Consider the following 13,607-nt stretch of genomic DNA (forward strand, 5'->3'; position numbering starts at 1 on the left):
CGCGGCCCCCGCTTCAGCCCTGCCGGACTTTCCAGGCGGCGATGTGGGCACGGGAGGTGAAGCCGAGCTTCGTGAGGATGTGCTCGACGTGCCCTTCCACGGTCCGTGGGGACAGCACGAGCTGCGCGGCGATCTGCTTGTTCGACATGCCCTGTGCCACCAGCGCTGCGACCTGTTCCTCCCGTGGGGTCAGCGTGCCGGCCGGGTCCTGTTCCTGTGTGCTGCTCGTCCGGGTGGCAGGTGCGGATTCGTCTTCGATGCCGAGTGCGTAGTCGAGCGCACCGTCGAGATCGTGGGCGAAGCCGCGGGCCACGGCCGTCTCGAAGAGAGCCTCGCCGAGTTGCGCTCTGATCCGTGCGGTAGCCGCGTCGATCATGTCCGACTCGGCGGGGGCGGCGACCCCCGCGATGCCGAGGGCGTGGCGGACCCGTTGACGCGCTCCGAGAAGTACGGCAGCGCGTACGAGATCGCCCTCGGCCGCCGTGGAGTGCAGCAGGAGAGTGAAGGCCGCGGACAGCGCGAACACGCTGTCGAACTCACGTGCGATCCGAATGCACTCCCGGGTGTACATGATCACTGAGGAGTGCGCCCTTACGCCGAGTTCCGCGGCAGCCCGACCGACCAGCGCCCAGGACACCCTGAAGGAGTCCCCGGACTCCGCCCTGCAGCGTTCGGCCTCCGTGTGCGCGCGGACGGCTTCCTCGTAGTCGCCGAGCAGCGCGTGCCCGACGGTCAGCATGGTGAACGATGTCACCCGGGAGGGATCCGTGGCGTATTCGGGACGCGCCAACGCCTCATTCGAACGGGCGATCGCTGCGGCGTAGTCTCCGCGGGCCAGCGCCAGCTCCGCCTCGGTGGCGATGATGCGCGCGTCCATGAGCGGGTCGCGCAGGTGACGCGCCAGAGCCCGGGCATCGCGCAGGGTCGCCTCGGCGGCGGCAGGTTCCTCTTGTTGGCTGTAGATCCAGGCCAGATTCCGCAGGGACATGACGCGTTCCCAGGTCGGTTCGGCGTCCCCTGCCAGGGCTGCCTCCAGCCACCGCCGGCCCTCGGCCAGCTGGCCGCCGCCTTCATACCAGTACTGCAGCAGCGCGGCGGTGAACCTCAGCGCCACCCGTTCCTCCCCGGGCGTGGAAAGGCAGTACTCGAAGGCGACGTTCATGTTCGCCCGCTCGCGGCGCAGCCGCCGCGACCACGCCAACTGGTCCGCATCGTAGGAGTGCGCGAAGCTCTGCTCGGCGAGCTGGAGGTACCAGTCCCGGTGGCGTCGGGCCAGTTCCCCCTCCCCGCCTGCCTCGCGTAGCCGGGTGCGACCGTAGTGGGCCAGGGTCTCCAGCTGCCGGAACTGCACCTCCCCGAGCTGTTCCTCGTGGACCAGGAGCGACTTGTCGATCAGCCCGCTGACCAGATCCACGACCTTCTCACCGGGCAGGTCGTCGCCGGAGCAGACGCCTGCGGCCGACTCCAGGCTGAACGGGCCGGCGAACACCGACGCCCGTACCCACAGCAGCCGCTCCTCGGGCGAGCACAGTTCGTAGCTCCACTCGATCGCCGCCTCCAGGCTGCGGTGCCGGGCCGGCACCGAGCGGTCGCGCGTGGCGAGGGAGCCGAGCCGCTCGTCGAAACGCCGGATGAGTTGACTCGGCGAGAGCATCCGTGACTGGACCGCGGCCAGCTCGATACCCAGGGGCAGGCCGTCCAGTCTGCGGCACAACCGTGCCACCTCGGCCCAGTCCCGGCTGGCCACGGGGCCTCCGCCGACCGCGGCGGCCCGCTCGGCGAAGAGCATCAGCGCCGGATATTCCGAAGGTCCCGGCACACCTTGAGGGAATTCCCCGTCGGCGTCCGGCTCCGGCACGGACAGCGGCGGTACCCGCCACACGTGTTCACCGGTGACCCACAGCCGCTCGCGGCTTGTCGCCAGTACCCGCACCTGGGGAGCCCGTCGAATCACGGAACTGACGAGGGCCGCGGTCTCGGCGACGATGTGCTCGCAGTTGTCGAAGACAAGCAGCATCTGGCGTTCACACAGGAAGTCCGTGATGATCTCCGCGGCCTCATGGCCCGATTCGCCGTGGATCCGGAGAGTGTCCAGCACCATCGAGTCTAGCGTCGGGCGATCTATCGCCGCGGACAGGCCGATGAAGGCCACACCGTCCGTGAAAGCCCGACGCAGTTCCGTGGCCACCTTGAGGGCCAACCGTGTCTTTCCGATACCACCGACACCCGAGAGAGTCACGACCCGAGCGTCCGACAGCGCCTTCTTGACCGCTGCGGCTTCCTGCTGCCGCCCCACGAAACTCGTCAGCTCTGCCGGCAGGCCGATCTCACCCCAGTGGTGGCCCGCAGGAGTGGTCATACCTGGAACGATAGGTCCGTCCCAAAATCGCGGCAAAGGATTCCTGCCGATCAGTCCGGCACCGGCCTCCCTCTCCAGTGGGCAGACCTCAGTGGCGTTCGCCGTGGCCCGGCTGTGGGAGGAGCTCCTCTTCTCCGACCAGGGGCTGAACAATCTCCTGCCGCAATCGCCCATCCGGTGCGCGTCGACGCGACGAAGAGCGGTCGATCGGCCGGAGTCCGATGGAGCGAGACGGAGCGGCCCGGCCTGTTGCCGCCGGCTTCGGCCAGCGGTCCGTCCCGGAGAACACGGTTCTCCGGGACCACGCTTGGGCCCGCCGCTCTCCGGCATCGCCGTCAGGTGAACACGCTCGTAGGGTCGGATGGATCAACTGCTGCGGCTGCGATCAGATGCTCAACTATTTGTTCACTTGATACATATCTCTTGACTCCGATCTGTCCATGCCCCCAGGATGGCGGCCACCGTTCAGTTGTCGCCCAGCCGGGCTCAGCGGGTGTTCATCTGCCGTCGCGTGCCGACGTCATGGCGTCGTCCGGAGGGTCGACAACCGCTGGATCAACACCGACGACTACGTCCTCGGCAGTGGAGTCACGATCCCGCTGCGCACAGTCGTCCTCGGAACCGGGGCGGCCGCGGCTTCGCCGCCACTCCGCCCGTCGCACCATTTACCCAGCACCGAAGGAGCCCCTGTGCCCCACACTCCCCAGCGAAAGGGCGCCCCCGCGCCTCGCCGAGCCCTCCGGCCGGCCGCTGCCCTGCTCACCGCGACGGCGAGCCTGACGTCCCTCGTCATTGCTGCCACGACCCAGCCGTCGGTCGCGGTGTCCCGCCCCGTCCCGGGCAACACTGTCAACGTCGACCACTCCTATGCCACCACGCCGAAGATGATCCTGCGCTCGGAGAGCTGGCGGAACACGACAGCGGCCAGCATGAAGAAGACGGCCGATGACGCCGTCTCCACCGGTCTCCGCGATCTGGGCTGGAACACGGTCTCGTTCGACGACACGTGGGCCGTGCGGAGCGACTGTACCGACTGGGATGCCAATGCCACCGTCGTGCCGAACTGCAAGGACGGGCGCGACACAGCCACCGGCAACCTCATCCCGTCGCCGACGAAGTATCCCAACGGCCTGAAGGACGTGGGCGACTACCTGCACGGCAAGGGGATGCTCTTCGGCGTCTACACCAGCGGCGGCAAGTACATGTGCGACACGGGTGGGCGGTCGGCCGCCTCTCCGGGCAGCTACGACAACTTCGAGAAGGACTTCAAGTACCTCGCGAGCGTGGGCGCCGACTACATCAAGCTCGACTACTGCGGTGAGCCGAACACGAGCAACAAGTGCTGCTACACCGTTCTCGACAGCGACACCGAGATCAACACGGCCATCGAGTCGTCGCGCCGGGCAGCCGCCGCGATCAACGCGATCAAGACGGACGCCGACCCCGGCAAGCGTCGGTCGATGGTGCTGAACATCTCCGCACCGGCGTACGCGAACTGGGAGAACGACACCTTCGACACGGCGCTGTACCAGCGCATGATGAACAGCATCGGGCCGGCCGGACACGCCTACCGCATCGGCGGCGATGTTGGCGGCACCAGCTGGGCGGGCACCGTCGGACTCGTCGACATGGTCGAGCAGATGCGTTCGTACGGCAAGCAGGGCCACTTCCTCGACCCCGACCGGCTGTACTTCGACGATTCCGGCCTGACGAGCGACAACAAGCTCGGCGGCTACGCGATGTGGGCGATGCAGAACAGCCACATGGTCGCCATGGTGCGCAACTCCAATGCGAGCGGCGCCATCTCGGCCGCGCAGGCGAACCTCATGAAGAAGGCCGACCTGATCGCGGTGGGACAGGACGCGTTGGCCGTTCCGGCGAAGCGCGTGGCCCGGGGCGCCGGGTACGACGTGTTCGCCAAGCCTTTGAGCAACGGCGACTACGCTGTCGCGATCATGAACCGTTCGGCGACGGCGCCGGTCACCGCCATGACGAGGGGCTCGGTGATCGGGACATCGGCGAAGACGTTCACGCTCTCGACGATCCTCGGTCCCGACGTCTCGTCCATCGACGGGGCCGGCAGGTTCAGCGTCACCGTGCCGGCGGGCTCGACGGCCATGTACCGCCTGAAGGCCGCTCCCACGGCCGCGTACTCCGGGTGGAACTTCGGGCTCGACGGCTCGTCCGCCCGCAACGCCACCGCGATCACCGACGGCGACGCGCCGACCGCAGGCACCTGGGACGCGAGTGGTCGTACCCTCTCCTCCGACCGGCTGGCAGGCAACGCCCAGCTGCCGAACGGAACGGCGCTCAGCGTCAAGGCCGGGCAGACCCTCGCAGTCGGCGGCGTCGGCTACACCTGGCCGAACACCACGTCCGGGAGTTTCGACTCCGTCAAGCCGGTCGGGCAGACGATCGACTACGCGTACAGCGGTGCGACGGTGAACTTCCTCGGTGCCTCGGGCGTCGGTGAAGCCGGCGGGACCATACGCCTCAACTACAGTGACGGCACGTCCAGTACGTCGACGTGGGGCTTCCCCAGCTGGAACTGCGCGAGCGCGACGAACTACCCGGCGGCGGTCGCGTTCAAGGTGTTCGGGCGCAATGACACCCGGGGCCCGGCGGACCCCGGAACCGGGTTCTGTGTGTACACGAAGTCGGTGCCGATCGCGTCCGGAAAGTCGCTGGCGTCGATCACGCTGCCGAACGCGCCGAGCGTGCGCGTCTTCGCCATCAAGGTGACCTGACGGCCTGATTCGCCGTCGCGGCGAACGCGGCGGTAGGACCCGCCGGGCACAAGTATGGACCCCGCCGGGTGGGTATCGGCGGGGTCCGAAGGAACGCGGGGCCGGGACGGACCGGCGTTGTCAGCCGAGGATGCACCAGACGGTCTTCCCGTTCGGGAGGGGAATGGTGCCCCAGCAGGCTGCCAGCGCGTCCACGAGTGCGAGGCCGCGTCCGTGCTCTTCGTCGGCGCCGGAGGCCCTGGCGACCGGCAGCCGCGGGTCCGCATCGGTCACGGCGATGGTCAGGTCGTAGCCGTTCCAGTACACCTCCAGGCGGACCGCGCAGGGCGCGCTGCCGGTGTCGGCGTGCGTCAGTGCGTTGCTGAGCAGCTCGGTCGCCAGCAGTGCGGCAGTGTCGACCAGGTCCTCGGTGCAGCCGAAGGCCTCAAGGGTCTCGACCACGTGCCGGCGCAGGGCGCTGATGCCCGCGACGTGGTCGGTGGTGAGACTCAGCGCAGGGTGCTGGTCGGCGTCCGCAGAAGTGGACCGGGGCTGGAGCAGAACGGCTGAGGTGGACATGTGGACTCCCGGGATAAGGCATATCGGGTGATGCATCCAGATTTGCTGGCCCGGGGTGTGGCGCACAGCCGTGGTACTACCTGTTCGGTACCCGTATGTGGAGTACGCAGTACCGCCCGCGGAGGTACGGGCTGACGCTCTCACGGGAAACGCAACCTCAGGTTGACGGGGATCGGTGGCCGTGGCATGGACCTCGTCGGCGCGACGGCATCGGGCACCGGGACGTCATCCCGGTGCCCGATGCCGTTCTCGGACGCGAAGGGCGGAACAGGCCCTCAGGGCGTGCCGCCGGAGGAGGCGCGGATCTTCAGTTCCGGCAGCAGTTCGACGTGGTGCGTGGGCAGCGACGACCCGCCGTCCAGGCGATGAAGCAGCAGGTCCAGTGCTGCCGCGCCCACCGCTCGCTTCGGCGGCGCGACCGCGGTGAGCGGCGGAGCCGCAAGAGCCGCGAAGACGTCGTCGTACGAGACCAGGACGACGTCCTCGGGTACGTCCAGGCCACGCGTTCGGAGCAACGGAGTGAGCTGGATGGCGTCCCGGTCGTTGTGCACCAGCACGGCCCGCACACCAGCGGCGGCGCCTTCGGCGATCCGCGCGGCGACCGAGTCGGGGTCCGCCCCGGGGTGGGGGATGTCGATCACCGGTTGGGGTTCGAGCCCCAACAGTCGGACGCCCTCCTCGTAGCCGGCGCGGACCTGGTGCGCCGTCCAGGTGTCCGTGCGTGCCGCCAGGAGCACCGAACCGTGCCCCGACGACGCCAGGTGGCGCAGGGCCAGCAGGACGCCGTGCCGATGGTCGGACGAGACTCCGTCCAGCTCTGCGCACGCACTGCCGGCGGCGGCGCGCCGCTCGACGAGGACGACCGGTACCGGCAGGTCGCGGAGCCAGGCGCAGCCCTCGCTGTGGGCGTCCACCGTCCAGTCCGGGGTGATCAGCAGGCCGTCGACATCGGACTGCATCAGCTGCTCCACCTGGGCGCGGTCGTCGGAGGCCCCGTACGCGGCGACGCCCAGCACCAGGCGGGCACCGGTCCCCGCCGCGGCCGAGCGTGCGCCGGCGATCACTTCGTCGAAGTACGAGCCGACCGTGGGCACGAGCATGCCGACGACCCGTGGACGCAGGGCGGGAGCGGCAGAGCTCCCGCTAGGGGGCATCGAGACCGAACCGTGGGAGCGCTGCACCAACCCCATGTCGGAGAGCGTCGCCACATCCCGGCGGACGGTGACTGCGGGGAAACCCAGCCGCTCGGCCAGATCCACGACACGGACCGCGCCGAGTTCCCGGACGACATCAAGGATCCGGGCCCGGCGTTCCTCGGCCGTGATCGTCATGCTGCTGCATCCCCATTTCGTGCCCGACGGCTACCTGATCCTACTGATGGGATCAATTTGTATCATTCGATCGAAAGACGCGGAACATCTTTCCCGCCCACCCTCGATCCTGGTGCACTTCCTTGTGGAGGTCGGCCTAGCAGCCGCTGTGGATACCGCAAACGCGTCGAAGGGCAGGTCAGAGGCCGATGCGGGTGAGGCGGACTGCCATGGGGACGAGCTCGGTCCCGCGCGGAGGCTGATCATTTGCCGATCGACTCAGCCGAAGGAGAGGCGCACCTCCAGCCCGGTGCGCGTCCTGTCGGCAGGGCGGCCGTCAAGCCTCCCGCGACGCGAGGAAGCGCGCCCCGGCCGCGAGCAGCCCCGGCAGGGGAGGGGCCGAGGGAAACCAGGGCGCCTCGTACTCCCAGGACACCCAGCAGTCGGCGGGCAGCAGACGCAGGCACGCGTCGAGCGGCAGTACGCCGGCACCGAGCGGTAGTGGGGTGAGATCGTCCGGACCGGCGATGTCCTTCACCTGGACGTAGCCGAGGTACGGAGCCAACGCGGTGAACGACTCCGGAGGAGACTCACCTGCCAGGTGGGTGTGCATGACGTCCCAGAGCGCTCCGACGGACGGATGGTCCACCAGGTCGAGCACCCGGGCCACATCCCGCCCGCCCCGGTGCGAGTCATGGGTCTCCAGCAGGATTCGCACGCCGAGGGTGTCGGCGCTGTCCGCGAGGGCGGTCAGACGGAAGGCCGCCCTCGCGTCGGCCTCGGCCGTCGGCACGTCACCGCCGCGCAGGAACACCCGGAGGTGCGCGGCGCCGAGGTCGCTGGCCAGCAGCAGCTGGTCGCGGACCTCGGCGAAGAGCGTGAGGTCGTGGCCCGGGGCCCCGACGCCGGCGTAACCGGTCAGCGCGACCGGTGTGATGCCCGCAGAGGCAATGGCCCGGGCGGCGGCCCGCCGTTCGGCGCCGGTCATCGCCGGGTGGATCGGTTCGCCGGGGGCGCAGCGCAGCTCCAGGCCACTCCAGCCATGGGCTGCGGCCAACCTCAGGACATCGGCGAGCGGCCGACCGGGCAGGCCGAGGGTGGAGAGTGCGATCCGCATGGCGGTCAACCCTTCGGAGTGATGGTGCTGACGACGGCCTGGCCCGGTCCGAGGAGTGCCTCGTGCCCGCTGCCGTCCGGCCAGAGCACGCGCACCGACCGGTCCTCGACGGTCACCTGCGGCATCCGGAAGGAGTGCGGGTCGGATGCGGAGAGCCGTGCGGCGGCCACGAGGAGCGCGGGGCCGTGGACCGGGGTGTGGCCGGTGAGCACCGGGACCGCGGCTGCGGCGCCGAAAGCGGTGCCGGTCGGGACGGGGTGGCAGTCGGACTCCGCGAAGCCGTGGACGCCGTGGAGTACGGACGTCAACTCGGCGCTCGGTCCGGTGGCGATGGCGGTGGCCAGGAGGCCGTCGCAGGCGCTGTGTACGTGCTTCCCGGCCGCCGCCCAGCCGCTCTGGCGTACCTCGGTGCCGGGATCGGCCCCGGTGACCAGGTGGACGTGGAGCTCGTCGGTACCGGAGGCCAGCACGAGAGAGGTGACGGCCACTCCGTCCAGCTCGAGGCCGCCGAGCCTTGGGCGGTGGGCCGATGCCGCCCACCCGTCGCCGGTTCCGAGTGGCCTGATCCGACCGCGCTCGCTCCACTCGCCGGCGACGACCAGTCCGAAGTGGTTGTCCGGGGGGCCGTCGAAGGTCGGCCCGGTGGCGGTGGAGTAGGCGAGCCGTGCGTAGACCGGGCTGTCGGGCAGTACCAGGTGGGCCGGCTGGTCGTCACTGCCGTGGTTGTGCAACCGGACGACCCCGTCCGCGGCGGTGGACTGGATCAGCCAGCCGGGTCGAGGCAGGGCCACGGTGGTGTCCGCAGTCTCTGACGGGCCCGGTTCCTCGACGGCGGTCCACACCGGGTGGTCGGCCGGCAGGAGGAGGCCTGCGAACGCCTTGCTCGCCCAGTAGGGCGAGGCGGGCCCCGAGTACTCCTGGACCATCGGGACATACGGCCCGGACCAGCCGAGTGTGAGCAGACCGTCGGCGTCGAGGGCCCCGCGGTCGAGGAAGTAGCGCAAGGCGCCGGAAGCGAGGCGGCGGGTGGTGCCGGGGGACAGCGGTGTGTGACCGCTGAGGGCCCCGGCCCAGAGGGGAGCGGTCGCGGCGAAGCGGTAGATGAGTGAACGGCCCTGATGGAGGGGGGCGCCGTCCGCGCCGAAGGTACGGGAGTAGCCGTCGAGGTGGGCGGCGAGCCGTCGGCCGTAGACGTCGAGCAGGCGGCGGTCGTCGGCGAGATGGGCGTGCAGGACCGGATAGAAGTGGAGGGCCCATCCGTTGTAGTGGTCGAACGCCCGTGGCCGGCCGTCGGTGTACCAGCCGTCGCCGAGATACCACTGCTCGATCTTCTCCAGACCACGGTCGACAGCGCGCCTGTCGGCGCCGTCCGGGTCCGGAGCCGACCCGGTGGGGTGGCCCGCCCCGGAGAGAAAGCCACCGACCATCGCGGGGAAGAGCCACCAGTTGTTGTCCACGTGGGTGACCCGCAGGGCGGGGGCCAGCCAGGCGCGCACGCGGGCGCGGGTCGGTTCGTCCATCCGGTCCCAGAGCCACCGGCGCGTGAGGCGCAGCGCCACGGCGATGGAAGCGGCCTCCACCAGTGCCTGGCCGCGGTCGGTGATCGCCGGCCAGGAGACGAGGTCCCCGTCGGCCAGGTCGCGCTCGGCGGTCGGGGTGCGGGTGCCCGCGGCCAGGCCGGCCGCGTACTTCGGCAGCAGCCCCTGTGGATCGGCCCCGCCGGCTCCGGCCACTCGGAAGGCGGCGAGCAGGAAGGTTCGTGCGTAGCCTTCCAGGCCGTCCGAGCGTCGGCCGGACACGCTGGGCCGTTCACCCGGGAGGTCGATCAGCGCGTGCTCGGGGCCGGTGTGCCGCTCGACGGCAGCGAGCAGGCCGTCGGCCACGGCCTCCCAGTGGGCACGGGTCCAGCCGGTGTGGGGACTGAGCGTTCGGTCTTCGGGGGGAAGCGCGAGCGTGGGCATGTCGGTGCTCCTGGGCCGGGGAGGGCGATCCGATCGCGGTTGGCACGGTTCAACGGCCGCCGTTCCGACCGAATGATCTGGAGAGGGCTCAACCGGTTCCTGACCCTATCCACCGACAGCGGAATCTCCCAGAGTCCATGTGATCACGATGGGATCACGTCTGATCATTTGATCGATTGGGTCTTGACAGTGATCTGAGGCGGTCACAGGATGGGCCCACCCCGCCGACGATCGACTGCCGACGATCGGCGCCTCCGGCACATCGCCGCCCTTCCCCAGGAGTCGAGCATGCCCACCACCCCCTTCTCCTCGCGCCGTCGCAGAACGCGCGCCGCCGCCACCCTCACCGCCGCCGCGGCTTCCATGGCGCTGCTGGCCGCCTGCGGGAGCAGCGCGGACAGTGCCGCCCCCTCCGAGGACGGCAAGCCCGTCACCGTCACCTTCTGGGGCTGGGCCAAGGGAACCCAGGAGGTCGTCGACGCGTTCAACGCCTCGCACAAGGACGTCCAGGTGAAGTTCGAGGCGATCCCCTCCGGCAACGCCGGGGGCTACGCCAAGATCTCCAACGCAGTGAAGGCGGGCAACGCCCCCGATGTCTTCAACACCGAGTACGGTCAGCTGCCCGACTTCGTCAGCAAGGGTGCCGTCCAGGACATCACCAAGCTCGTCTCCTCCGAGCTGAAGGCCAAGTACCTCCCGCAGTCCGTCGAGCTGACCACGCTCGGTGGTGCCACGTACGGGCTGCCGCTGGACGCCGCCCCGCAGGTCTTCTTCTACCGCAAGGACCTGTTCGAAAAGGCCGGCATCACCTCCCCGCCGAAGACCTGGGACGAGTACCGCGCGGACGCCGAGAAGCTGAAGAAGGCCGACCCGAACTCCCGCATCGGCACCTTCTTCCCCGACGACCCGGGCGTCTTCGAGGCGATGTCCTGGCAGGCCGGGGCGCGCTGGTTCTCGGGCGCCGACGGCAGCTGGAAGATCGACATCAAGGGCGCGGAGACCCAGCGGGTAGCCGACTACTGGCAGAAGATGATCAATGACGACCTCGTCCGGGTCGAGCCGTCGTTCAGCCAGCAGTGGACGGCCTCGCTGCAGAAGGGCGGGACCGCCGGTTACATCGGAGCCGCCTGGGGCGGCGGCGTACTGAAGTCCACGGTGCCCGACACCAGCGGCAAGTGGGCCGCGGCCGCTGTTCCGACCTGGGACGGACAGCCTGCCAGCGGCATGCTCGGCGGCTCGACCTTCGCCGTCTCCAAGGACAGCAAGAAGGCGAAGGCCGCAGTGGAATTCGCCAGTTGGGCCACCACGACCCCCGAGGGCATCCAGGCGCGCATCGCCTCCGGAACCTCCTCGATGTTCCCTGCCGCTCCCGCACTCGTCCCGGTCGCCAAGGCAGCCTTCAAGACCGACTTCTACGGAGGCCAGGACATCTACTCGGTCTTCGTCGACGCGGGCAAGTCCATCAAGCAGGGCTGGGAGTGGGGCCCAGCGATGGGTGCCACCAACGGTGCGGTCAAGGACTCGTTCGGCAAGCTGAGCCAGGGCGGCACAATCCAGACGGCCCTCGACGCCGGACAGCAGGCCACGGTCGCGGAGCTGAAGAACCGCGGACTCAAGGTCTCCGAGTGACGAGCCGAGCGACCCGTTCACAGCCCTCCCGCGCCGCTGTCGGCCGGCGCGGGAGGGTCGGGGCGCCCGCCATCCTGCTCGCCCCGTTCCTGGTGCTCTTCACGGCCTGCACGTTGATCCCGATCGGCTACGCGGCCTACCTGAGCCTGTTCACCGAGAAGCGCTCCGGCCTCGGCTTCGGCGGCGGCCGTACCCTCTTCACCGGTCTCGGCAACTACACCCGGGCACTGACCGACCACGCGTTCCTGGAAGGTTTCTGGACCACGGCCCAGTACTGCCTGCTGTACATCCCGATCATGATCGGCACGTCGCTGCTGCTCGCCCTGCTGCTGGACTCCACCCTGGCAAGGGCACGCCGGTTCTTCCAGCTGGCCCTGTTCCTGCCGCACGCCGTGCCAGGCATCATCGCCGCGCTGATCTGGATGTACCTGTACACCCCCGGCATCAGTCCGGTGGTCGAGGTTCTCAACTCCCTCGGCACACAGGTCGACCTGCTCGGCCACCCGCTGCCCGCCGTGGTCAACATCGCGGTCTGGGAGTGGACCGGCTACAACATGGTGATCTTCTACGCCGCGTTGCAGGCCGTCCCGCGCGAGGTCCTGGAGGCCGCCGTGGTCGACGGAGCCGGGCCCCTGCGCACCGCGTTCAGCGTCAAGATCCCGCTGATCCGGGCCTCGATCTCCATGGTCGGGATGTTCACCGTCATCGGCTCGCTCCAGTTGTTCACCGAGCCGATGATCCTGCACGGCACGTCCCCGGGCGTGGTCACCACATGGACCCCGAACATGTACGCCTACACGGCCGCCTTCGAGCGGGGTGACTACGGCCTCGCGGCGGCTGCTTCCGTGCTGTTGGCCGTCGTCGCCGCCACCCTGTCCTTCGTCGTCACCCGACTCACCCGCGTCCGGTCCGACCGTCGAGCGGAGGCCACCACATGACCACCCTCACCCGTCCCGACCGGACCCGCGTGCAAACGGCCCCGCCCGCGCCGCGCAGGCCGGTACGGCGCCTGCTCTACCTCTCGAAGTTCGCGGTCAACGGCGCGCTGGCGCTGGCCGCCGCGTACACCCTGCTGCCGCTCGGCTGGCTGCTCACCGCCGCTGCCAAGAAGACCGGCGACCTCCTCGGCGGGCGCCCGCTCACCCCGGAACGCTGGAACCTCACCCAGAACCTGAGCGACCTCTTCACCGCCGACGGCGGCGTCTACGTCCACTGGTACCTCAACTCCCTGCTCTACGCGGGAATCGGCGCCCTGCTCTGCGCGTTCGTGTGCATCTGCGCCGGCTACGCCTTCGAGGTCTACGCCTTTCGCGGCAAGGAGAAGCTGTTCGGCCTGGTACTGCTCGGCGTCCTGGTGCCCAGTACGGCGCTCGCGCTGCCCATGTACCTGATCGCCTCGAAGGTCGGCGTGGTCAACACGTTCTGGGCGGTCTTCCTGCCCTCCCTGGTCAACCCGTTCGGGGTCTACCTGGCCCGGGTGTTCTGCACCGGTTATGTGCCCGGCGAGGTCCTGGAGGCCGCCCGGATGGACGGTGCGAGCGAGCTGCGCACCTTCTGGTCCATAGGGCTGCCCATGGTGATGCCCGGCTTCGTCACCATCTTCCTCTTCCAGTTCACCGCCATCTGGAACAACTTCTTCCTGCCGCTCGTGATGCTCTCCGACAACCGGCTCTTCCCGGTCAGCCTCGGTCTCTACACGTGGAACACCGAAACCCGGGCCTTTCCCGAGTACTACCCGCTGGTGGTCACCGGCTCACTGCTCGCCGTCATCCCCCTGGTCATCGCCTTCGTCGCCCTGCAACGGCACTGGAAGGCCGGCCTCACCGCGGGCAGCGTCAAGTGACTCGTTCCCGTTCACCCGAACACCACCTGGAGAAACGAGTGCCCCATCCGCCGACCGCGCCCACGGACCGCCCGAGTGGCACC

General features: G+C 69.4%; 9 protein-coding genes. 4 read left to right on the forward strand and 5 right to left on the reverse strand.

From position 1 onward, the window contains the following. Positions 1 to 13 precede the first annotated feature (13 nt). Complete coding sequence (locus IE237_RS32230; RefSeq protein WP_189805691.1) at positions 14 to 2,359, reverse strand: ATP-binding protein; 2,346 nt, start codon at positions 2,357 to 2,359, stop codon at positions 14 to 16. A 689-nt stretch (positions 2,360 to 3,048) separates the two neighbouring features. Between IE237_RS32230 and IE237_RS32235 the strand changes: the two genes are divergently transcribed. Then, positions 3,049 to 5,106, forward strand: a complete 2,058-nt coding sequence (locus IE237_RS32235) for a glycoside hydrolase family 27 protein (RefSeq protein WP_189805692.1) — start codon at positions 3,049 to 3,051, stop codon at positions 5,104 to 5,106. Between the two features lie 120 nt (positions 5,107 to 5,226). Here the strand turns inward: IE237_RS32235 and IE237_RS32240 are convergent, their stop codons facing one another. The 4 genes from IE237_RS32240 to IE237_RS32255 form a co-directional block, all read right to left on the reverse strand. Then, positions 5,227 to 5,664, reverse strand: coding sequence for an ATP-binding protein (locus tag IE237_RS32240; protein WP_189805693.1), 438 nt, complete (start codon positions 5,662 to 5,664; stop codon positions 5,227 to 5,229). A 275-nt stretch (positions 5,665 to 5,939) separates the two neighbouring features. After that, complete coding sequence (locus IE237_RS32245; protein WP_189805694.1) at positions 5,940 to 6,995, reverse strand: substrate-binding domain-containing protein; 1,056 nt, start codon at positions 6,993 to 6,995, stop codon at positions 5,940 to 5,942. 316 nt (positions 6,996 to 7,311) lie between these two features. Then, the gene (locus IE237_RS32250) at positions 7,312 to 8,091 is read right to left on the reverse strand and encodes a sugar phosphate isomerase/epimerase family protein (RefSeq protein ID WP_189805695.1); all 780 of its coding nucleotides are present in this window, start codon (positions 8,089 to 8,091) and stop codon (positions 7,312 to 7,314) included. A gap of 5 nt (positions 8,092 to 8,096) precedes the next feature. Beyond that, entirely contained in the window at positions 8,097 to 10,052 is a 1,956-nt protein-coding gene (locus IE237_RS32255) for a DUF2264 domain-containing protein (RefSeq protein ID WP_189805696.1), read from the reverse strand. 288 nt (positions 10,053 to 10,340) lie between these two features. On the opposite strand from IE237_RS32255, the gene IE237_RS32260 reads away from it, so the two are divergent. The 3 genes from IE237_RS32260 to IE237_RS32270 are packed head-to-tail and all read left to right on the forward strand — an operon-like array spanning position 10,341 to position 13,524. Then, positions 10,341 to 11,681, forward strand: coding sequence for an ABC transporter substrate-binding protein (locus IE237_RS32260; protein ID WP_189805697.1), 1,341 nt, complete (start codon positions 10,341 to 10,343; stop codon positions 11,679 to 11,681). After that, positions 11,678 to 12,619: a carbohydrate ABC transporter permease gene (locus IE237_RS32265; RefSeq protein WP_189805698.1), complete on the forward strand. Its 942-nt coding sequence runs from the start codon at positions 11,678 to 11,680 to the stop codon at positions 12,617 to 12,619. The genes IE237_RS32260 and IE237_RS32265 overlap by 4 nt, the downstream gene beginning before the upstream one ends. Continuing rightward, positions 12,616 to 13,524, forward strand: coding sequence for a carbohydrate ABC transporter permease (locus IE237_RS32270; RefSeq protein ID WP_189805699.1), 909 nt, complete (start codon positions 12,616 to 12,618; stop codon positions 13,522 to 13,524). Before IE237_RS32265 ends, IE237_RS32270 begins: the two co-directional genes overlap by 4 nt. The last annotated feature ends 83 nt before the right edge of the window (positions 13,525 to 13,607 follow it).

This window comes from Streptomyces tanashiensis, from assembly GCF_014648895.1.
GTDB lineage: Bacteria > Actinomycetota > Actinomycetes > Streptomycetales > Streptomycetaceae > Streptomyces > Streptomyces tanashiensis.